Raw genomic sequence first — 19,611 nt, 5'->3', positions numbered from 1 at the left:
AAAGGCGCGTCTTGTTCTCGCGGCCTTAATATGGTTCATCCGTATTCGGTTACAACACGGCTCGCAGCTGTCCCGGGACGCGGATGCAACGGCCGTACGGGGACGGACAAGCCATGAAGCAGATACGGATCGCCCTTTGGATCGGCCTTGCCACGCTGATGTCCGGAGGCGCGGTCTTCGCGCAAACCGCGGGGGAACCCACCGATCTGCCCGTCGTGGGCGCTCCGGTGCCGGGCGGCGTGAACTATCAGCCGGCCGTCACGCCCGTCGCCCACGACATGCACTGGCTGTCGGGCATGCTCCACTGGATCATGCTCTTCATCGTGCTCTTCGTCGTCGCGCTGCTCGCGATCGTGGTGGTCAAGTTCAACCACAAGGCCAATCCGACGCCGGCCTCCTTCACGCACAACACCAAGATCGAGATCGCCTGGACGCTCGTACCGGTCCTGATCCTGATCATCATCGGCTCGTTCTCGCTGCCGATCCTGTTCAAGCAGCTCGAGGTTCCGACGCCGGACCTGACGATCAAGGCGACCGGGAACCAGTGGTACTGGAACTACACCTACGCGGAGAACGACTTCTCCTTCGACAGCCTGCTGCTCGCGAAGGAGGATCTCGAATCCTACGGCTACGCGCCCGATCTCTACCTGCTCGCGACCGACACCGCCGTGGTGGTGCCGGTCGATGCGACCGTGCGGCTGCTGACGACCGGCGCCGACGTGATCCATTCCTGGGCGATGCCGGCCTTCGGCGTGAAGATGGACGCGGTGCCGGGCCGGCTCAACGAGACCTGGTTCCGGGCGGAGAAGGTCGGCGTCTATTTCGGCCAGTGTTCGGAGCTCTGCGGCAAGGATCACAGCTACATGCCGATCACGGTCAAGGTGGTGACGCCGGAGCAGTACAAGTCCTGGCTCGACTGGGCGATCAACGAATATGGCGGCACGCCGACGCCGGTGGCGCAGGCCAATTGACGCGGCCGGGCGGGGCGCTGGCCTCGGGCCGAGCGGGGAGAGAATGAGCGAAACGGGCTGGATCGAGAATGCTCCGCCCCGGGAGGCGCAGTTCGGCGACTATGTCGAGCTGCTGAAGCCCCGGGTGATGCGGCTGGTGATCTTCACCGCCGCCGTCGGGCTCATCTGCGCGCCGGTTCCGGTCCATCCGGTCGTCGCGCTCGCCGCGATCATCTGCGTCGCCGTCGGGGCCGGGGCCTCGGGCGCGCTCAACATGTGGTGGGACTGGGACATCGACGCGGTGATGCGCCGCACCAAGGGGCGGCCGATCCCCTCGGGCCGCGTCGGCCGGGACGAGGCGCTGGCGATCGGGCTCACGCTCTCCGTCTTCTCTGTGGTGATGCTCGACCTCTTCGCGAACCATTTCGCGGCCGGGCTGCTCGCCTTCACGATCTTCTTCTACGTGGTCGTCTACTCGATGTGGCTGAAGCGCTGGACGCCGCAGAACATCGTCATCGGCGGCGCGGCCGGGGCCTTCCCGCCGATGATCGGCTGGGCGGTGGCGACCGGGGGCGCCTCGCTCGAGAGCGCGCTCATGTTCCTGCTGATCTTCCTCTGGACCCCGCCGCATTTCTGGGCGCTGGCGCTGTTTCGCAACGACGACTACGCCAAGGCCGGCGTGCCGATGCTGCCGGTGACCGCGGGGCCGCGCGCGACGCGCGACCAGATCCTGATCTATTCGCTGATCCTCGCCGTCGTGGCGATCCTGCCGGCCTTCACCGCGATCGGCGGTCCGGTCTATCTCGCGGGCTCGGCGGTGCTGAACGCGCTGCTGCTGCGCGGGGCCTGGCGGATCTGGCGCCGGGAGGAGGCGGCGGCGGAGGCCGACCACCACATCGTCGAGAAGCGGTTCTTCGGCCTCTCGATCGTCTATCTGTTCCTGCATTTCTGCCTGTTCCTCGCCGAGGCCGGGCTGCGGGCCGGGGGCGTTCTCGCGCATCTCGGCTGGCCGGTTCTGTTCTGAGGAGGGCGGGGTGATGCGGCCCGACAGTCACGAGATCTACGGCCGGCGGCGCAGCCGCAACCTCGGCGTCGGGCTGGTGCTCGCGGCCTTCGTCGCGCTGGTCTTCGCGGTGACGGTGGTCAAGCTCAGCGAGGGGGCGGCGATCGGCCATCCCGAGGCCGGGCCGCCCCGGTCGCAGCTGCTGCCCGAAGGCGGGAACTGAGCCATGGCATTCGGCGCCGACAGGAACAGCCGCCTCGCGCTCCGCCTCTTCGCCGTGGTCGCGGTGATGGTGAGCCTCAGCTTCGCGGCGGTTCCCTTCTACAGCTGGTTCTGCCGGACCACCGGCTACGGCGGCACGACCTCGGTCGCGACGCAGGCGCCGAAGGACGTGCTCGACCGCGAGATCATCGTGCGTTTCGACGCCAACGTGGCGAAGGACATGCCGTGGAAGTTCCGGCCGAAGCAGATGGAGATGAAGGTCCGCGTCGGCGAGACCGGACTCGCCTTCTTCGAGGCCTACAACCCGACCGACCACGTCACCGCCGGGCAGGCGGCCTATAATGTCACCCCGGACAACGCCGGCAAGTTCTTCGACAAGATCGCCTGTTTCTGCTTCAACCTCCAGGTTCTGAAGCCGGGCGAGCGGGTGGACATGCCGGTCAGCTTCTTCGTCGATCCCGAGATCGTGAAGGACGCCGATGCCTCGCAGCTGAAGGCGATCACCCTCTCCTACACGATGTTCCCGACCGAGGTTCCGGAGGAGGAGCGCGCGGTCGGCGCCGATCAGGATTCCGCCGGCGCGTCGCCGGCCACCCGCCTCGCCGTCGGGCCAGGGGCGGCTTCCGACCAGACGCTCGAACAGTAGAAGGACGCCGAGATGGCCGGCCACAAGAACCACGACTACCATATCCTCCCACCGAGCGTCTGGCCCTTCATGGGCGCGGTCGGCGCCTTCGTCATGCTGCTCGGCGCGGTGCTGTACTTCCACGACCACGGGCCGTGGATCGGGCTCATCGGGCTGCTGATGGTGCTCTACACGATGTATGCCTGGTGGGCCGACGTGATCGCCGAGGGCGAGATCGGCGATCACACGCCGGTGGTCCGGATCGGCCTGCGCTACGGCGTGGTGCTCTTCATCGTCTCCGAGATCATGTTCTTCTCGGCCTGGTTCTGGTCCTTCTTCAAGCATGCGATGTACCCGATGGGCACGATCGAGGGCGTGAGCGTCACGCCCGGGGTCTGGCCGCCGGCGGGGATCGAGACCTTCAATCCGTGGCACCTGCCGCTCATCAACACGCTGATCCTGCTCTGTTCGGGCTGCGCGGCGACCTGGGCGCACCATGCGATCGCCGAGGAGAACGACCGCGAGCAGATGAAATACGGGCTCTGGCTCGCGATCCTGCTCGGCGTGCTGTTCACGACCTTCCAGATCTACGAGTACAGCCACGCGGAATTCTCCTTCGCCGGCAACATCTACGGCGCGAACTTCTTCATGGCGACGGGCTTCCACGGCTTCCATGTGCTCGTCGGCACGATCTTCCTCGCGGTCTGCCTCGCGCGGGTCTACGCGGGCCAGTTCACCCAGGACCAGCACGTGGGCTTCGAGGCGGCGGCCTGGTACTGGCACTTCGTCGACGTGGTGTGGCTGTTCCTCTTCGCCGCGGTCTACATCTGGGGCGGCGGCAACTACGCCGCGCATTGATCGGGCCTGGCCCGGTGGCACGGGCATGACGGGCGCGGCGCCTTCGGGCCCGCGCCTTTCTCTTGGAAGGATCCGATGATCCGACGCATGATCCCCGCGCTCGTGATCGGCCTCGCCGGCTGCGCGGTGCTGGTCTGGCTCGGTGTCTGGCAGGTGCACCGCCTCGCCTGGAAGACCGAGATCCTCGACCGGATCGGGACGCGGCTGGCGGCGGAGCCGGTGACGGTGCCGCGCGACCCCGATCCGGCGCGCGACGCCTATCTGCGCGTGCTGGAGGCCGGCCGGATCGAGCCGGGCGAGCTGCATGTCTATACCTCGGTCCCGTCGGAGGGCGTCGGCTACCGCGTGATCGTGCCGTTCCGCCTCGCGGACGGGCGGCTGATCCTGCTCGACCGCGGCTTCGTGCCGATCGCCGAGAAGGACGCGCCGCGGCGTCTGGGGCCGATCCGGGTGCGGGGCTCGCTGCTCTGGCCCGACGAGACCGACGGCTTCACCGATCCGCCGGATCTCGCGAAGAACATCTGGTTCGCGCGCGACGTCGGCAGGATGAGCGCGGCGCTCGGCACGGATCCGGTGATGCTCGTCACCGAGGCGAGCGACGACGCGGCGGCGCCGCTGGCCTTGCCGGTGACCATCGACATTCCAAATGACCACCTGCAATACGCGGTCACCTGGTTCGGGCTCGCGATCGCCTGGGCGGGGATGACTCTTTACTGGCTCTGGCGTATCAAGCGGCGGACCGATTGAACGGATACCATTCCACGATGCGATACATCTCGACGCGCGGCGCGGCCCCTGAGCTCGGATTCGAGGATGCGATGCTGGCGGGGCTGGCGCGCGACGGCGGGCTCTATGTCCCGGCGAGCTGGCCCCGCTTCTCCGAGGCGGAGATCGCCGCGCTCGCCGGCCTGCCCTACGAGGAGGTCGCCTTCCGGGTGATGTGGCCCTTCGTCGGCGAGGCCTTCTCCGAGGCCGAGTTCCGCGACATCATCGCCCGCGCCTACGCCGGTTTCGACCATGTCGCCCGCTGCCCGCTCTCCCAGATCGGGCCGAACGACTGGCTGCTCGAACTCTTCCACGGGCCGACCCTCGCCTTCAAGGACGTGGCGATGCAGCTGATCGGCCAGCTCTTCGAGGCGAGCCTGAAACGCTCCGGCAAACGGATCACCATCGTCGGCGCGACGAGCGGGGATACCGGCTCCGCCGCGATCGAGGCGTTCCGGGGGCGGGAGGGCGTCGATGTCTTCATCCTCTTCCCCGACGGCCGGGTCTCCGAGGTGCAGCGGCGGCAGATGACGACGCCCGGGGATGCGAATGTCCACGCGCTCGCCATCGCCGGCGATTTCGACGACGCGCAGGCGCGCGTGAAGGACATGTTCAACGACCATGCCTTCCGCGACGCGGTGGGGCTCGCCGGGGTCAATTCGATCAACTGGGCGCGGGTGCTGGCGCAGGCCGTCTACTATTTCACCGCCGCCGTCGCGCTCGGCGCGCCCCATCGCAAGGTGAGCTTCACGGTTCCGACCGGGAATTTCGGCGATGTCTTCGCGGGCTATGTCGCCAAGCGGATGGGCCTGCCGATCGACCGGCTGGTGATCGCGACGAACCAGAATGACATCCTGCATCGTACGCTCGAATCGGGCGCCTATGTGAAGGGCCGGGTGGAACCCTCGATCAGCCCGTCGATGGACATCCAGGTCAGTTCCAATTTCGAGCGGCTGCTCTTCGACCTCTACGACCGCGAGGGGCCGGCGGTGACGGAGCTGATGGGCGAGCTCGGCACGCTCGGCCAGTTCGCGCTCTCGCAGGGCGCGGTGGACCGGCTGCGCGCCGAATTCGACAGCGCCCGGGTCTCGGAGGAGGAGACCAGGGCCGCGATCCGCGAGACGCTGGCCGGAACCGGCAAGGTGATCTGCCCGCATACCGCCGTCGCCGTCCACGCCGCGAAGGCGCGGCGCGGCGATCCCGCCGTGCCCATGGTCGTGCTCGCGACCGCGCACGCGGCGAAATTTCCCGACGCGGTGGAGGAAGCCTGCGGCGTCCGGCCCGCGCTGCCCCCCTTCATGGCCGATCTCCTCGACCGGCCGGAGCGGGTGACGCCGGTGCCGAACGACCTCGCCGCGATCGAGGCCATCGTCGCCCGGGAGAAGGTCGCGTGAGCGTCGGGATCCACCGCCTGCCGAACGGGCTGCGCGTCGTGACCGAGCTGATGCCGGGCCTGCATTCCGCCGCCATCGGCGTCTGGGTGACCGCGGGCGGCCGGCACGAGCGGGTGGAGCAGAACGGCATCGCGCATTTCCTCGAGCACATGGCCTTCAAGGGCACGCCGACGCGCACCGCGCTGCGGATCGCCGAGGAGATCGAGGATGTCGGGGGCTACATCAACGCCTATACCGGCAAGGAGATGACCGCCTATTACGCGCGGGTGCTGAGCCAGGACGTCGAACTCGCGATGGATCTGCTGAGCGACATCGTGCTGCGTCCGGTCTTCGCGGCGAACGACATCGAGGTCGAGCGCGGCGTGATCCTGCAGGAGATCGGCCAGGCGCTCGACACGCCCGACGACATCATCTTCGACTGGCTGCACGAGGCGGCCTTCCCGGACCAGCCCTTCGGGCGCACGATCCTCGGCCTCTCGGAACGGGTGGCGGGGTTCGGGCGCGCGGATCTCGCCGGCTTCGTGCGCGAGCATTACGGGCCGAGCCAGATGATCGTCGCCGCCGCCGGGGGGATCGACCCCGAGGCGGTGGTGCGCGCCGCCGAGCGGCTCTTCGGCGATCTGAAACCCCGGCCGGGCCTCGCGGTGATGCCGGCGCGGTTCCGGGGCACCGAGCACCGGGAGGTGCGCGATCTCGAACAGGCGCATCTCGCCCTCGCCTTCGAGGGGCCGAACGTGCGCTCCGAGGGCGCCTATGCCGCGCAGATCTACGCCACCGCGCTCGGCGGCGGCATGTCCTCGCGGCTCTTCCAGGAGATCCGGGAGCGCCGGGGGCTCTGCTACACGATCTTCGCCCAGGCGGGCGCCTATGACGACACCGGCATGATCACCCTCTATTCCGGGACGGGCGCGGAGGAGGTCGGCAATCTCTCGACGCTGATCGTCGACGAGCTGCGCCGCGCCGCGGACGGGTTCAGCGCCGCGGAGCTGGACCGGGCGCGGGCGCAGCTGAAGGCGGGCCTGCTGATGGGGCTCGAAAGCCCGACGGCGCGGGCCGAGCGGCTGGCGCGGATGATCTCGATCTGGGACCGGGTGCCGAGCGTCGAGGAGACGGTGGCGAAGATCGACGCCGTGGATCTCGACCGCCTCCGCGCCTTCGCGGAGGGAATCGCGGCCCGGGCCGAGCCGGCGCTGGCGCTGCTGGGACCGGTCTCCCGGGCGCCCGATCGCGCGGAACTGGCGCGGCGGCTCGCCGCCTGAGAGGTCCGGGGGTGCTGCCGTTCCGCCGACCGGCCCCGCTGGTGCTCGAGACGCCGCGGCTGGCGCTGCGGCTGCCGGAAATGTCCGACCACGCGGCCTGGGCGCGGGTGCGGCAGGCGGGGGCGGATTTCCTGCGCCCCTGGGAGCCGAGCTGGTCCGCCGACCACTTCACCCGCCGCGCCTTCCGCAACCGGGTCTACTGGGCGCAGCGCGCGCGCGAGGACGGGCGCGCGCTGGCCTTCTTCCTGATCCGGCGCGAGGACAACCGGCTGGTCGGCGCGATCACGCTCGACAACATCCGGCGGGGACCGGCGCAGACCGCGCAGGTCGGCTACTGGATCGGGCCGGATCACGCGCGCCAGGGCTACATGTCCGAGGCGCTGGAGGCCACGATCCGCTACGCCTTCGCGATCCTCGATCTCAGCCGGATCGAGGCGGCCTGCCTGCCGGAGAACGACGCCTCCCGGGGGCTCCTGGAGCGCGCGGGCTTCCGCCTCGAGGGCATGGCCGAGAAATATCTCCAGATCGACGGGCGGTGGCGCGATCACGTGCTCTACGCGACGCTGCGCGGCGATCGGCGCGACAGTGGGGAGCGACCATGAGCATGCCTGGCGAATTGCGGGACGCCGACGGCGGCCTGTTCGAACGGATCTCGGCCGCGCTCGGCCCCGGCGTGGTCGCCGCCGCCGAGCCGCGCTATCTCGAGGAGCCGCGCGGGCGCTACCAGGGCCGCGCGGCCGCGGTGCTGCGACCGGGGAGCACGGCGGAGGTCCGGACGATCGTCCGGCTCTGCGCCGAGGCGCGGGTGGCGATCGTGCCCTATTCCGGCGGCACCGGCCTCGTCGGCGGGCAGGTGATGGCCGAGGGGCCGCTGCCGGTGCTGCTCTCCTCCGAACGGATGCGGGCGATCCGCGACATCGATCTCACCGACGACGTGCTGGTCGCGGAGGCGGGGGTGATCCTCGCCGAGGCGCAGGCGGCGGCGCGGGAGCGCGACCGGCTCTTCCCGCTCTCGCTCGCCTCCGAGGGGTCGGCGCGGATCGGCGGGCTGCTCGGCACCAACGCGGGCGGGGTGAACGTGGTGCGCTACGGCAACGCCCGCGCGCTCTGCCTCGGGATCGAGGCGGTGATGGCGGACGGGAGCCTGGTCAGCGACCTGACGCGGCTGCACAAGAACAACATGGGCTACGACCTGCGCGACCTGCTGATCGGCTCGGAGGGCACACTCGGCATCATCTGCGCGGCGAGCCTGCGGCTCTATCCGGTGCCGGCGGAGACGGCGACGGGCTGGATCGCGGTCGACTCGCCCGCCCGGGCGCTCGACCTGCTCGGGCTCGCGCGCGACCGGCTCGGCACGGCGATCCAGGCCTTCGAGCTCATCGGCGCCGCCGGTCTCGACTTCCTCGCCGAGAAGCAGCCGGAGGTAGCGATTCCGCGCACCGAGGCCTCGCCCTGGTTCGTGCTGGCCGAGGTCGGCGACGGCGCGGGTTCGGAGGTGGCGGCGCGGTTCGAGGCGCTGCTCTCCGAGGCGCTCGGGCGCGGTCTGGTCACGGACGCGCTGATCGCGCAGAGCGCGGCGCAGCGCGACGCCTTCTGGACGGTGCGCGAGCGCATCCCGGAGGCGAACCGGCTGATCGGCTCGGTGTCGAGCCACGACATCTCGGTGCCGCTGTCCCGGCTGGTCGAATTCATCGAACGCGGCGGACCGGCGGTGCATGCGATCGACCCGGAATTCCGGATCAACTGCTTCGGCCATCTCGGCGACGGCAACCTGCACTACAACGTCTTTCCGCCGAAGGGCCGCGCGCGTTCCGATTTCGACGCGGTCCGGGGCCGGGTAAAGGGGGCGGTGCACGATCTCGCCCACGCGCTCGGCGGCTCGGTCAGCGCGGAGCACGGGATCGGGCGGCTCAAGACCGGCGACATGACCCGCTACGCCGATCCCGGGCGCCTCGCCGCCATGCGCGCGATCAAGGGCGCGCTCGATCCGCTGGGGATCCTCAATCCGGGGGCGGTGCTGCCCTGAGGGGAGTCGCGGCGCGGGTGGTGGCGGACCGAGGTCCGCCCCGCGGCGGTGGGAGGGGGATGCGCCCCCTTCCTGGGGGGAGGGAAGGGGGCGGCTGATCCAGACTGGAGGGTCTGTCGGGTTTGCAAGCAACGTCCCAACTGCCTGGGCACCCCCAATCTCGCCCGTCATCCTTACCGGAAGATTAACGGGGAAAGTTTTGTTCAACCTTTGGTAGAGATTTCCTGTGCGATCAGCCGGGGCGGCGCAGCGGGAAGATTTCCGACACGGCGGCGTAGTCGCGGTAGCCGAGGCGCGAGAGCGGCTGGTAGAGCGTGACGTCGAAGATCCCGTCGCGCAGCATCGCCTCATCGATATGCACGCCGACGACCTCGCCGATCACGAGGATGTTCGCTTCGCCGGGCAGGTCGATCGTCCGCCACAGCCGGCATTCGAGCGAGGCCGGCGCCGCGCGCACCCGGGGCGGGGCGACCACCTCGCAGGGCGCCTTCTCGAGCCCGGCCACCTCGAATTCGTCGACCCCGTGCGCCAGCGCCGCGGAGCAGGCGTTCATCGCGTCGCGCAGCGCCATCGGGACGATGTTCACGACGAATTCGCCGGTGGCGCGGATGTTGGCGACCGTGTCCTTGCCCTCGCTCCCGCCGCCCTTTCCGCCCGTGCTCGAATAGGCGACCATCGGCGGCTGGTCCGCGATCGCGTTGAAGAAGCTGTAGGGCGCGAGATTGGGCAGGCCCGCGGCGTCGAGCGTCGAGATCCAGCCGATCGGCCGCGGCGAGACGATGGCCTTGAACGGGTTGTGCGGCAGTCCGTGGGGGTCGAGACCGGGGCGGTAGAACATGGGACCTCGCGGCGATTTGCCTTTGCCCCCTTCCTAGGGGCGTGGTACGGCGAAGTCGAGCGGGCCGGGCCCCGCGGTTTCGAGGATCCGCGTCTCCCGACTGATGTTTCGCATATACAAGGAAACACCCCTGGACCTCCCCGAGGTCGAGTATCTCTACGATCTCGCCTTCGCACCCGGGCGGACGGCGCTCTCCTCCTATCGCCTGCGCGAGGGCGTGGAGCCGCTGGCGGATCTCTGCCTGATGGCGCGGGACGACTACGACGCGGTGTCGGGCGCGATCCGCTACTGGCCGATCCGGATCGGCGCGGCCGATCATCCCGCGCTGCTGCTCGGCCCGGTCGCGGTGCATCCGACGCGGCAGGGCGAGGGGCTCGGGGCGATCCTGATCACCGAGAGCCTGCGGCGCGCCTTCGAACTCGGGTGGACGCGGATCGTGCTGATGGGGGACGAGCCCTATTACAGCCGGTTCGGCTTCCGGCGCGATCTCGCCCGCGGCATCGAGTATCCCCCGCCCTACAATCCCGACCGGCTGCTCGCCCGCGCCCTCGTCCCGGGGGCGTTCCGAGGCGTGTCGGGGATGGTCCACAACTGGAACGAGCGCCATGCGCGCGAGGCCGCGGCCGGAGGCGCCCAGCGCCGCTAGATCTGGAAGCCGCGCTCCTCCAGCCAGCCTTCGAGCGCGGGGCGGAAGCTGCGATGGCCCTCGGCGCGGGTCTCGTCGAAGAGCGCGCGCAGTTCGGCGATCTCGACCTGGCGCAGCAGCGCCTTGACCGGCCCGATCGAGGCGGGGCGCATCGAGAGGTTGCGGAAGCCGACGATCGCGAAGGCGAGCGCCTCCACCGGCCGCCCCGCGTCCTCGCCGCAGAAGGAGAGCGGCGTGCCATGGGCGGCGCAGCGTGCGACGATCTCCTCGAGGAAGGTCAGGAAGCTGACGCTGAGCGTGTCGTAGCGGCGCCGGACCTTCTCGTTCTCGCGGTCGGCGGCGAAGAAGAACTGCTTCAGGTCGTTGCCGCCGATCGAGATGAAATCCGCGAGCTCGAAGAACTTGTCGGGCGCGTAGGCGAGGCTCGGCGTCTCGAGCATCGCGCCGATCCTGAGGCTCGCGGGCGGGACATGGCCGAGCTCCCGCTCCCGCGCGGCCTCGCGCAGGACAAGCTCGCGCGCCGCCTCGAACTCGGTATATTCGGCGACGAAGGGGAACATGAGGTGGAGCGGCCGGCCCTTCGAGCCGCGCAGCAGCGCCTGCACCTGCATCCGGAGGATGCCGGGGCGGTCGAGCCCCACCCGGATCGCGCGCCAGCCGAGCGCCGGGTTCGGTTCCTCGCCGCGCTTCATGTAGGGCAGGACCTTGTCCGAGCCGATGTCGAGCGTGCGGAAGATGACCGGCTTCGTCCCCGCGGAATCGAGGATATGGGCGTAGAGCGCCGCGAGATCGGTGCGCTTCGGCACCGTGGTGCGGATCAGGAACTGCAGTTCGGTCCGGAACAGCCCGACGCCGACCGCGCCGCATTTCGGCAGGCTCGGCAGGTCGGCCATCAGCCCGGCGTTCATGTGCAGGCTGAGCGTGACCCCGTCGCGCGAGGTCGCGGGCTTGTCGCGCAGCGTGGCATAGGCGTGCTGCGCCTCGGCCCGCATCTCGATCTTCTCGCGGAAGGCGCGGGCGACGGTCTCCTCGGGCCGCAGATGCACCGCGCCCTGGTCGCCGTCGACCATGATGACGTCGCCGTTCAGCGCCTCGCGCGTGATCCGCGCCGCCTGGATCACCAGCGGGATGGCGAGCGCGCGGGCGACGATGGCCGCGTGGCTGCCGACCGAGCCCTCCTCCAGCACCACGCCCCTGAGGCCGCGCCCATAGTCGAGCAGCTCGCCCGGGCCGATGTTGCGGGCGACGAGGATCGCGTTCGGCGGGATCTCGCGGCCGTTGTTCGCATCGACGCCGGCGAGCATCCGGAGCAGCCGGTTCGAGAGATCGTCGAGATCGTGCAGCCGCTCGCGCAGATAGGGATCGGCGACGCGGCTCATCCGGGCGCGGGTCGCGGACTGCTCCTTCTCGACCGCGACCTCGGCGGCGAGGCCGCTCTCGATCGAATCCTCCATCCGCCGTACCCAGCCCTTGTCATGGGCGAACATCCGGTAGGCCTGGAGCACGTCGCGATGCTCGCCCGTCGCGGTCAGGTAGTCGGCCTCGAGCATCTGGTCGACCTCGGCGCGCAGGCCGACGATCGCCGCGCGCAGCCGCGCGCATTCGCGCGCCGGATCGTCGCTGATCGGGTTGTTCACCAGCACCTGCGGCTCGTGCAGCAGCACGACCCCCTCCGCGACGCCCTCCTGCCCGACGAGGCCGCGCACGAAGAAGGGCATCTTGTGCGGCCGGGCGATCTCCATCGCGCCGGGGCCGACGAAGGCGCCGAGCTCGGCCATCTCGGCGATCACCATCGCGACCACCTCGAGCGCGTAGATCTCGTCGTCGGTATATTCCCGCGCCTGGCGGTTCTGCACGACGAGCACGCCCAGCACCTCGCCCAGCCGCTGGATCGGCACACCGAGGAAGCTCGAGAACACCTCCTCGCCGGTCTCGGGCATGAAGCGGAAGCCCTTGGCGCCGGGCGCGTTCGGGGTGTTGATCGGCTCCGCCTGCTCGGCGATGCGGCCGACGAGGCCCTGGCCCACTCGCATCCGGGTCTGGTGCACCGCGGCCGGGTTGAGCCCCCGGGTCGCGCAGAGCTCCAGCATCAGGTCCTCGCGCTTGAGGTAGACCGAGCAGACCTCGGCCACCAGCCCGTCCGCGATCAGGTTCACGATGCGGTCAAGCCGCTCCTGACCCTCGCCGGGTTCCGCCAGCGTGGCGCGCAAACGCGTGAGGATAACCCGGCTGTCTACCGCGTCGGAAAAGGACATGAGCCGTCCAGGGGTCAAGGAGTTCTCAGCTGGCTTTTTCCAGCTCGAAGGCATCATGCAGCGCCTGCACCGCCAGTTCCAGATATTTGCGGTCGACGAGCACCGAGACTTTGATCTCGGAGGTGGTGATCACCTTGATGTTGACGCCCTCGGCGGCGAGGGCCGCGAACATCTGATGCGCGACGCCGGCGTGGCTGCGCATGCCGATGCCCACGATGGAGACCTTCGCCACCTCCTCGTCCACGTCGAGGCCGCGATGGTCGATCTGGCCGCCCGCGACCGCGTGTTCGAGCGCCTTCCTCGCGCGCGGCACCTCGTCGACCGGGCAGGAGAAGGTCATGTCGGTGCGGCCGTCCGCGCCGATGTTCTGCACGATCATGTCGACGTTGACCCCGGCCTCGGCGAGCGGGCCGAAGATCGCGGCGGCGATGCCGGGGCGGTCCTGGACGCTGATCAGCGTCAGCTTCGCCTCGTCGCGGGAATGGGCGATGCCGCTCACCACTCTGCTTTCCACGATTTCCTCCTCGTCGCAGACGAGCGTGCCGGGCCCGTCGGAAAAACTGCTCAGCACCCGGAGCCGCACCTTGTAGCGCATCGCGAGCTCGACCGAGCGGGTCTGGAGCACCTTGGCCCCGAGGCTCGCAAGCTCGAGCATCTCCTCGTAGGAGATCTTGCCGAGCCGGCGCGCCTTCTTCGTGATCCGGGGATCGGTCGTGTAGACGCCGTCGACATCGGTATAGATGTCGCAGCGCTCCGCGCCGAGCGCGGCGGCGAAGGCGACGGCGGAGGTGTCGGAGCCGCCCCGGCCCAGCGTGGTGATCCGGCCCTCGGGGGAGATGCCCTGGAAGCCCGCGATGACCGCGTGCAGCCCCTCCTCGAACTTCCGGTCGAGGTTCGTCGTCTCGATCGACTCGATCCGCGCGGCGCCGTGCATCGAGTTGGTCCGGAGCGGCACCTGCCAGCCCTGCCAGCTGCGCGCCGGGACGCCCATCTCCTGAAGCTGGAGCGCCATCAGACCCGCGGTCACGTTCTCGCCGGAGGCGACGACGGCGTCGTATTCGCGCGCGTCGTAGAGCAGCGAGGTGTCGCGCACCCAGCCGACGAGCTCGTTGGTCTTGCCCGACATCGCCGAGACCACGACGCAGACGTCGTAGCCGTTCTCGACTTCCTGCTTCACCCTGGCGGCGGCGTTGCGGATGCGGTCGATATCGGCGACGGAGGTGCCGCCGAACTTCATCACCAGTCTGGGCATTTCCGGCCCCTCGATGCAAATTCGCGCCCTCTTATCCCGCGCCGTCCCGCGCCGCAAGGCGGGGCGGGGTTGCGCGCCGGGGGCGGGGCCCTCATGCTGCGCCGGCTTGCGCGCGCCCCGGTGGCGCGGGCCCATGGGAGACAGACATGCCGGTTCGTCCGCCGCTCATCGCTCTCGCGCTGCTCGTTCTCGGAACGGGCACGGCGCGCGCCTATACGCTCGAGATCCTGCATTTCAACGATTTCCACAGCCGGATCGAATCGATCAACAAGTACGATTCGACCTGTTCGGGCGAGGACGAGGCCGCGGGCGCCTGTTTCGGCGGCGCGGCGCGGATGCTGACCGAGATCGATGCGCGGCGCGACGCGGCGAAGGCGAAGGACGAGGCGGTGCTCGTGCTGAACGCGGGCGACGTCTTCCAGGGCTCGCTCTTCTTCACCACCTATTCCGGCAAGGCCGAGCTCGACTTCATGAACCGGCTCGGGCTCGACGCGATGGTGGTCGGCAATCACGAATTCGACCTCGGACCCGGGCCGCTCGCGGAATTCATCAAGGGCGCGAATTTCCCGGTGCTCTTCGGCAACGCCACCGTCACGGAGGATCCGATGCTGGGCCCGCTCGCCGAGGGGCCGCGCGTGCTCGAGGCGGGAGGCGAGAAGATCGGGATCGTCGGCGCCGTCACGCCCGAGACCGCGACGATCTCGACGCCGGGACCGACCGTGCGCTTCGAGGATCCGGCGGTGACGATCGCCCGCGACGTCGCCGCGCTCGAAGGCGAAGGGGTGAACAAGATCATCCTGCTGAGCCATCTCGGCGCGCCCGAGGACATCCGGATCGCCGGGAGCGTGGCGGGGATCGACGCGGTCATCGGCGGCCATACCCACACGCTCTTCTCGAATTCGGAGGGCGCGCCCTATCCCTATCCGCTGATGGTGGACGGGCCGGGGAACGCGAAGGTGCCGGTGGTCTCGGCCGGGGCCTATTCCAAATATCTCGGCGACCTGACGCTCACCTTCGACGACCAGGGCGCGGTGACGGCGGCGGGCGGGGACACGATCCTGCTCGACCGCTCGGTGACGCCCGATCCGGGGGTGCTGAAGGACATCAAGACCTATTCCGGGCCGATCGAGGCCCTGAAGGCGAAGCGCGTCGGCGAGGTCGGCGCCGATATCGACGGATCGCGCGAGAGCTGCCGGGCGCGGGAATGCGCGATGGGCGATCTGGTCGCCGATGCGATGCTCGACCGGGTGAAGGGCCAGGGGGTGACGATCGCGCTGCAGAACGGCGGGGGCCTGCGCGCCTCGATCGGCGCGGGCGAGGTCAGCATGGGCGAGGTCCTGGCGGTGCTGCCTTTCCAGAACACGCTCTCGACCTTCAACATCTCGGGCGCGGGCATCGTCGCGGCGCTCGAGAACGGCGTGAGCGAGGTCGAGGAAGGCGCCGGCCGCTTCCCGCAGGTCGCCGGGCTCCGCTTCACCTGGGATCCGGCGGGGGCGCCGAACGGCGGGCGGATCCGGGAGGTGCTGGTCGCCGAGGGCGACGGCTGGGCGCCGATCGATCGGGCGAAGGTCTATACCGTCGTGACCAACAACTTCATGCGCAACGGCGGCGACGGCTATGCCGTGCTCCGCGACCAGGGCGACAACGCCTATGACTACGGGCCCAATCTCGAGGATGTGCTCGCGGATTACCTCGCCGCCCGTCCGGGCTACACGCCGCCGCCCGCCGACCGGATCACGCGGGCGGAGTGAGGCTCAGCAGCGCAGGTTGCCGAAACTGTCGGGCTCGCAGACCCGGGGGCGGGGCCGGCCGGTCGTCGTCTCCTTCGCGGTCGGATAGGTGTCGCCGAAGGAATTGGTCCGCGCCTCGGGAATGCGGGCCTGGGGCGGCGGCGCGGTCCGGGTCCGGGGCGGGAACGGGTCGATCGGGTCGAGCCCGTGCGTGGGCTGCCCCCGGCAGACCACCTGGCCGAGCGCGTTCTCCGAGCAGATCTCGATCGCGCCGGCGGGCAGGGCCGGCGCGAGGGCGATGAGGAGGGCGAGGGCGGCGAGCGGCGCGCGCATCGCTCAGGCGGCCCCGCCGTTCTCGGGGGGGATGTCCACCGCGATCACCTCGAGCTCCACTTCGCGCGGCCCGAGTTTCAGCGTGACGCTCGCCCCCGGCTCGACGCCGGTCAGCGCGCGGGCGACGGGGGCGGTATAGGCGATGCGTCCGGAGGCCGGATCCGCCTCGTCCTCGCCGGTGATGATCACGGTCTTCCGCTCGCCCTCGTCGGTCTCGTAGGTCACGCGGGCGCCGAACTGGACGGCTTCCGTCTCCGGCGCGGGATGCGTCAGCCGGGCCGTCGCATGGCGCAGGTTCCAGTAGCGCAGGTCGCGGCGGAGGCGGGCGGCCGCGTCGCTTTCGGGATCGGCCTCCGCCAGCGCGGCGCCCAGCCGGTCGATCTCCGCGGCGATCAGGCCGAGCCCGCGCGGGGTGACCAGATTGGGCGCCGCGCTGACCGGGATCTCGGGCAGCGTCTCGGGGCGTGATCCATCGTCCTCGCGCACGAAGGCACGGCTCATTTCGTCTTCTCCCTCTCCGGCGGGGCGCCGCCGGTCCGTTGCTGTTTCACACCGCTCATATGGGGATGCTTCGCCGCTGGCCAAGCGGGGGGATGGGGGGCATGCTCCTTCGAAACGGCGGGAGGAGCCAGATGCCCCATGACGACGACGGCGCGCCGCGCTGGAAACACGACGGGGTCCGGGTGATCCGGGGCGACCAGCTCGACCCGAACACCGCGCAAACGCCCGGCATGTTCCGGCAGGCGGCGATCAACCACGCCCGGGTCGGCGCCCGCAAGATCTGGGCGGGCACGGTCGCGATCGAGCCCGATGCGAAGACCGGCGTGCACCATCACGGCGCGCTCGAGAGCGTGATCTATGTCGTCCGCGGCCGAGCGCGGATGCGCTGGGGCGAACGGCTGGAATTCGTGGCCGAGGCGGGGCCGGGAGATTTCATCTTCGTGCCGCCCTATGTGCCGCATCAGGAGATCAACGCCGATCCCGAGCAGCCGCTCGAATGCGTGCTCGTCCGGTCCGACAACGAAGCGGTGGTGGTGAACATCACCGATATCGAGCCGGTGGAGGCGCCGGAGACGGTCTACTGGGTCGATCCGATCCACGCCGCGCCGAAGGAGTGAGGCGGGGGCCGGCCGCGCCCCGTTTCCTCAGCCGAGCGTCCCCTCGATCCGCATCGCGGGATGGCCGTCCCCGGTCAGCGCCAGCAGGCGGAAGGCGTCGCCGTCGACGCGGCCGACGAGGTCGAAGGGCGCGGGCGCGTAGAGCGGGCGGAGCGCGGTGACCTGGAAGTCGCGCGGCATCGCCGCCGGCAGGTTCGCGCCGAGAAGCTCCATCAGCATCGTCGCGGTCAGCGGACCGTGCACGACGAGGCCGGGATAGCCCTCGACGCCCGTCGCATAGGGGTGGTCGTAGTGGATCCGGTGCGTGTTGAAGGTCGCGGCCGAGTACTGGTAGAGCAGCACCGCGTCGGGCGTGATCCGCCGCCGCCACATCGGTTCGAAATCGGGGCCGGGCCCCGGCTCGGCCGGCGCGGCCGCGGCGCCCGCGGCCCCGCGATAGGCGATGGTCTGGATCTCGGTCAGCCGCGCCGCGCCGCCCGCGGTCAGCCTGTGCTCCACGGTGACGAAGCAGAGCCGGCCGGTGCGGCCCGACTTCTCCGCGACCTTGGTGATGGTCGAGCGGCGCGAGACATGCTCGCCCACCCGGATCGGCGTCTCGACGAGGATGCGCGATCCGCCCCACATCCGCCGGGGCAGGTCGATCGGGGGCAGGAAGCCGCCCCGGGCCGCGTGGCCGTCCGGCCCGGTCGCGTCGTGGCGCAGCGCCGGCCAGAACAGCGCCCAGATCCAGCAGTGCGGCCAGACCTCGCCCGCCTCGGGCGCGTCGCGGTCGAGCAGCCCGGCCATGCGCCGGGCGAGCAGCGGGGTGGCGTCGTCCTCCGCCGTCTCGGACCGGCCGATCCAGCCGGCGACATCCGCGGGGGCGATTTCCATTTCGGGCACGGTTCCAGGTCTCCGTCGGCTTGCCCCGGGGGGCGGGGGCAGAATGGCGGCGCGGGCGGGGCGGGCGCAATGGCACATTGGTGGCAGGGGAGCGCGCGAAGGAAAGCCCTATCTCGCGCCCCGCTCCTGTGGGAACGTCGCGCGGGCCGCCGGTGGCGCGGCGAGGGAGCGGGGCGAGGGATGGCGCGGATCTTCCGGAACGAACTGCACGAGGAACTCGGCACCTGGGCGCTCGGCTACGCGCCGGCGGGCGGCGCGGACTATGGCGAGGTGGTGGCGATCGCCGAGGCCGTCGGCCATGGCGGCGACGACGTCTTTCACGACGTCTGGCGCGCGGCAGGGGAACGGATGGTCTCCGGCGCCGTCGCCGCGCTCGAGGCCGGGCACCGCGCGAGCGCGCGGGATCAGTTCCTGCGCGCCGCCGTCGCCTATGGAACCGCGTATCGCCCGCTCTACGGCGCGCCGGTGGACCCGCGGCTGCGCGCGGCCTTCGATCATCAGATCGCGGCCTTCGAACAGGGGCTCGCGCTCGGGGATCCGCCGGTGGCGCCGATGCCGATCCCCTTCGGCGAACATCCGATGACGGGCTATCTGATCCCGGCCGCGGGCGAGGCGGGAACCAAGCCCGGCCCGCTCCTCATCCTGACGGACGGCTACGACGCGACCGTCACCGACCTCTACTTCGCCTCGGCCGTCGCGGCGGTCCGGCGCGGCTATCACGTGCTTCTCTTCGACGGGCCGGGGCAGGGGGAGATGCTGATCCGCCGGGGCATCCCGATCCGCCCGGACTGGGAGGCGGTGATCGCCGCCGCCGTCGACGCGGCGCTCGGCTCGCCGCTGGTCGATCCCGGACGGATCGCGCTGATGGGCTGGAGTCTCGGCGGCCATCTCGCGCTCCGCGCCGCCACGGGCGAGCACCGGCTCGCGGCGGTGATCGCGGACCCGGGCATGTGGGACCTCACCGGCGGCTTCCGCGAGATGGCCGCGCGCATCCTGCCCGCCCATATGGTCGACCAGGCGCTGCGGGGCGAGTCGCGGCCGCTCGACCGGCTGGCGCGGGTGCTGATCGACCAGTCGCCCCGGCTGCGCTGGCTGGTGGTCCGGCGCGGCTTCTTCGTGCACGGGGTGGCCGATGTCGGCGCCTATCTCGCGGCGACGAGCGCCTTCACCCTCGACGGGCGGCTCGGGTCGATCCGGTGCCCGGTCCTGCTGACACGCGCGGAGAAGGATCCGCACGCGGCCTCGGCCGAGCGGATCAGCGAGGCGCTGGGGGGACGCGGAAGGATCCTGCGCTTCGCGGCGGCGGAGGGGGCGGGAGATCATTGCGAGATGATGAACCGCTCGCTCCTGAACCGGCGGGTTCTCGACTGGCTCGATACGGTGCTGGCGCGGGAGTGAGGGACGCGGCGGAGCGGCCCTTTGGCCGCGAGTCCGTTTCTCCCCGCCTGCTGGCGG

General features: G+C 70.4%; 20 protein-coding genes. 14 read left to right on the top strand and 6 right to left on the bottom strand.

Annotation, left to right across the window (positions count from 1 at the left end):
• Positions 1–113: 113 nt before the first annotated feature.
• The 10 genes from coxB to FJM51_RS16475 all read left to right on the top strand — a co-directional run bounded on the left by coxB (position 114) and on the right by FJM51_RS16475 (position 9,102).
• Complete coding sequence (gene coxB / locus FJM51_RS16520) at positions 114–971, top strand: cytochrome c oxidase subunit II (RefSeq protein WP_140455245.1); 858 nt, start codon at positions 114–116, stop codon at positions 969–971.
• Between the two features lie 43 nt (positions 972–1,014).
• On the top strand, positions 1,015–1,974 hold the full coding sequence (gene cyoE / locus FJM51_RS16515; protein ID WP_140455244.1) for a heme o synthase: 960 nt from the start codon (positions 1,015–1,017) through the stop codon (positions 1,972–1,974).
• A 13-nt stretch (positions 1,975–1,987) separates the two neighbouring features.
• On the top strand, positions 1,988–2,176 hold the full coding sequence (locus FJM51_RS16510; RefSeq protein ID WP_140455243.1) for a cytochrome c oxidase system small membrane protein: 189 nt from the start codon (positions 1,988–1,990) through the stop codon (positions 2,174–2,176).
• Positions 2,177–2,179: 3 nt separating this feature from the next.
• A complete protein-coding gene (locus FJM51_RS16505) occupies positions 2,180–2,821 on the top strand; it encodes a cytochrome c oxidase assembly protein (protein WP_140455242.1) in 642 nt (213 codons plus the stop codon).
• Between the two features lie 12 nt (positions 2,822–2,833).
• A complete protein-coding gene (locus FJM51_RS16500) occupies positions 2,834–3,658 on the top strand; it encodes a cytochrome c oxidase subunit 3 (RefSeq protein ID WP_140455241.1) in 825 nt (274 codons plus the stop codon).
• A 75-nt stretch (positions 3,659–3,733) separates the two neighbouring features.
• The gene (locus FJM51_RS16495; RefSeq protein WP_306419443.1) at positions 3,734–4,405 is read left to right on the top strand and encodes an SURF1 family protein; all 672 of its coding nucleotides are present in this window, start codon (positions 3,734–3,736) and stop codon (positions 4,403–4,405) included.
• A 17-nt stretch (positions 4,406–4,422) separates the two neighbouring features.
• Positions 4,423–5,817, top strand: coding sequence for a threonine synthase (thrC, locus tag FJM51_RS16490; RefSeq protein ID WP_140455240.1), 1,395 nt, complete (start codon positions 4,423–4,425; stop codon positions 5,815–5,817).
• Positions 5,814–7,076, top strand: a complete 1,263-nt coding sequence (locus FJM51_RS16485) for a M16 family metallopeptidase (RefSeq protein ID WP_140455239.1) — start codon at positions 5,814–5,816, stop codon at positions 7,074–7,076. Before thrC ends, FJM51_RS16485 begins: the two co-directional genes overlap by 4 nt.
• A gap of 14 nt (positions 7,077–7,090) precedes the next feature.
• Positions 7,091–7,678, top strand: coding sequence for a GNAT family N-acetyltransferase (locus FJM51_RS16480; protein WP_233713162.1), 588 nt, complete (start codon positions 7,091–7,093; stop codon positions 7,676–7,678).
• Complete coding sequence (locus FJM51_RS16475; protein WP_233713158.1) at positions 7,675–9,102, top strand: FAD-binding oxidoreductase; 1,428 nt, start codon at positions 7,675–7,677, stop codon at positions 9,100–9,102. The genes FJM51_RS16480 and FJM51_RS16475 overlap by 4 nt, the downstream gene beginning before the upstream one ends.
• A 232-nt stretch (positions 9,103–9,334) precedes the next feature.
• Here FJM51_RS16475 and FJM51_RS16470 read toward each other — a convergent pair whose 3' ends face one another.
• Positions 9,335–9,940, bottom strand: a complete 606-nt coding sequence (locus FJM51_RS16470) for a flavin reductase family protein (protein WP_140455238.1) — start codon at positions 9,938–9,940, stop codon at positions 9,335–9,337.
• A gap of 103 nt (positions 9,941–10,043) precedes the next feature.
• On the opposite strand from FJM51_RS16470, the gene FJM51_RS16465 reads away from it, so the two are divergent.
• The gene (locus FJM51_RS16465) at positions 10,044–10,586 is read left to right on the top strand and encodes a GNAT family N-acetyltransferase (RefSeq protein ID WP_140455237.1); all 543 of its coding nucleotides are present in this window, start codon (positions 10,044–10,046) and stop codon (positions 10,584–10,586) included.
• Here FJM51_RS16465 and ptsP read toward each other — a convergent pair.
• Entirely contained in the window at positions 10,583–12,841 is a 2,259-nt protein-coding gene (gene ptsP, locus FJM51_RS16460) for a phosphoenolpyruvate--protein phosphotransferase (protein WP_140455236.1), read from the bottom strand. The genes FJM51_RS16465 and ptsP overlap by 4 nt on opposite strands.
• Before the next feature lie 25 nt (positions 12,842–12,866).
• Entirely contained in the window at positions 12,867–14,093 is a 1,227-nt protein-coding gene (locus FJM51_RS16455) for an aspartate kinase (protein WP_140455235.1), read from the bottom strand.
• A 146-nt stretch (positions 14,094–14,239) separates the two neighbouring features.
• Between FJM51_RS16455 and FJM51_RS16450 the strand changes: the two genes are divergently transcribed.
• Positions 14,240–15,844 carry a bifunctional metallophosphatase/5'-nucleotidase gene (locus FJM51_RS16450; protein WP_140455234.1) on the top strand — a complete coding sequence of 535 codons (1,605 nt, stop codon included), beginning with the start codon at positions 14,240–14,242 and terminating at the stop codon, positions 15,842–15,844.
• A 3-nt stretch (positions 15,845–15,847) separates the two neighbouring features.
• Here FJM51_RS16450 and FJM51_RS16445 read toward each other — a convergent pair whose 3' ends face one another.
• Positions 15,848–16,156, bottom strand: a complete 309-nt coding sequence (locus FJM51_RS16445; protein WP_140455233.1) for a hypothetical protein — start codon at positions 16,154–16,156, stop codon at positions 15,848–15,850.
• A gap of 3 nt (positions 16,157–16,159) precedes the next feature.
• Positions 16,160–16,657, bottom strand: a complete 498-nt coding sequence (locus FJM51_RS16440; RefSeq protein WP_140455232.1) for a GreA/GreB family elongation factor — start codon at positions 16,655–16,657, stop codon at positions 16,160–16,162.
• Positions 16,658–16,788: 131 nt separating this feature from the next.
• Here FJM51_RS16440 and FJM51_RS16435 point away from each other — a divergent pair, with 131 nt between their 5' ends.
• Positions 16,789–17,274, top strand: coding sequence for a cupin domain-containing protein (locus tag FJM51_RS16435; RefSeq protein ID WP_140455231.1), 486 nt, complete (start codon positions 16,789–16,791; stop codon positions 17,272–17,274).
• 27 nt (positions 17,275–17,301) lie between these two features.
• Here the strand turns inward: FJM51_RS16435 and FJM51_RS16430 are convergent, their stop codons facing one another.
• Positions 17,302–18,147, bottom strand: coding sequence for an HTD2 family dehydratase (locus FJM51_RS16430; RefSeq protein ID WP_233713161.1), 846 nt, complete (start codon positions 18,145–18,147; stop codon positions 17,302–17,304).
• Positions 18,148–18,336: 189 nt separating this feature from the next.
• On the opposite strand from FJM51_RS16430, the gene FJM51_RS16425 reads away from it, so the two are divergent.
• A complete protein-coding gene (locus FJM51_RS16425) occupies positions 18,337–19,554 on the top strand; it encodes an alpha/beta hydrolase family protein (protein ID WP_140455229.1) in 1,218 nt (405 codons plus the stop codon).
• The last annotated feature ends 57 nt before the right edge of the window (positions 19,555–19,611 follow it).

The organism is Amaricoccus solimangrovi (assembly GCF_006385685.1).
Lineage (GTDB): Bacteria > Pseudomonadota > Alphaproteobacteria > Rhodobacterales > Rhodobacteraceae > Amaricoccus > Amaricoccus solimangrovi.
The sequence above is the reverse complement of the archived record's forward strand: the minus strand, read 5'-3'. Positions and strand labels throughout refer to the sequence as shown.

What these genes read in the sequence shown, in the direction of transcription:
- FJM51_RS16505 (WP_140455242.1), top strand. Translation starts at nt 2,180, where the DNA reads ATGGCATTCGGCGCCGACAGGAACAGCCGCCTCGCGCTCCGCCTCTTC.
- FJM51_RS16500 (WP_140455241.1), top strand. Translation starts at nt 2,834, where the DNA reads ATGGCCGGCCACAAGAACCACGACTACCATATCCTCCCACCGAGCGTC.
- FJM51_RS16465 (WP_140455237.1), top strand. Translation starts at nt 10,044, where the DNA reads ATGTTTCGCATATACAAGGAAACACCCCTGGACCTCCCCGAGGTCGAG.
- FJM51_RS16435 (WP_140455231.1), top strand. Translation starts at nt 16,789, where the DNA reads ATGCCCCATGACGACGACGGCGCGCCGCGCTGGAAACACGACGGGGTC.
- thrC (WP_140455240.1), top strand. Translation starts at nt 4,423, where the DNA reads ATGCGATACATCTCGACGCGCGGCGCGGCCCCTGAGCTCGGATTCGAG.
- FJM51_RS16450 (WP_140455234.1), top strand. Translation starts at nt 14,240, where the DNA reads ATGCCGGTTCGTCCGCCGCTCATCGCTCTCGCGCTGCTCGTTCTCGGA.
- FJM51_RS16475 (WP_233713158.1), top strand. Translation starts at nt 7,675, where the DNA reads ATGAGCATGCCTGGCGAATTGCGGGACGCCGACGGCGGCCTGTTCGAA.
- FJM51_RS16470 (WP_140455238.1), bottom strand. Translation starts at nt 9,940, where the DNA reads ATGTTCTACCGCCCCGGTCTCGACCCCCACGGACTGCCGCACAACCCG.
- FJM51_RS16455 (WP_140455235.1), bottom strand. Translation starts at nt 14,093, where the DNA reads ATGCCCAGACTGGTGATGAAGTTCGGCGGCACCTCCGTCGCCGATATC.
- ptsP (WP_140455236.1), bottom strand. Translation starts at nt 12,841, where the DNA reads ATGTCCTTTTCCGACGCGGTAGACAGCCGGGTTATCCTCACGCGTTTG.
- cyoE (WP_140455244.1), top strand. Translation starts at nt 1,015, where the DNA reads ATGAGCGAAACGGGCTGGATCGAGAATGCTCCGCCCCGGGAGGCGCAG.
- FJM51_RS16425 (WP_140455229.1), top strand. Translation starts at nt 18,337, where the DNA reads ATGGCGCGGATCTTCCGGAACGAACTGCACGAGGAACTCGGCACCTGG.
- FJM51_RS16440 (WP_140455232.1), bottom strand. Translation starts at nt 16,657, where the DNA reads ATGAGCCGTGCCTTCGTGCGCGAGGACGATGGATCACGCCCCGAGACG.
- FJM51_RS16430 (WP_233713161.1), bottom strand. Translation starts at nt 18,147, where the DNA reads ATGGAAATCGCCCCCGCGGATGTCGCCGGCTGGATCGGCCGGTCCGAG.
- coxB (WP_140455245.1), top strand. Translation starts at nt 114, where the DNA reads ATGAAGCAGATACGGATCGCCCTTTGGATCGGCCTTGCCACGCTGATG.
- FJM51_RS16445 (WP_140455233.1), bottom strand. Translation starts at nt 16,156, where the DNA reads ATGCGCGCGCCGCTCGCCGCCCTCGCCCTCCTCATCGCCCTCGCGCCG.
- FJM51_RS16495 (WP_306419443.1), top strand. Translation starts at nt 3,734, where the DNA reads ATGATCCGACGCATGATCCCCGCGCTCGTGATCGGCCTCGCCGGCTGC.
- FJM51_RS16510 (WP_140455243.1), top strand. Translation starts at nt 1,988, where the DNA reads ATGCGGCCCGACAGTCACGAGATCTACGGCCGGCGGCGCAGCCGCAAC.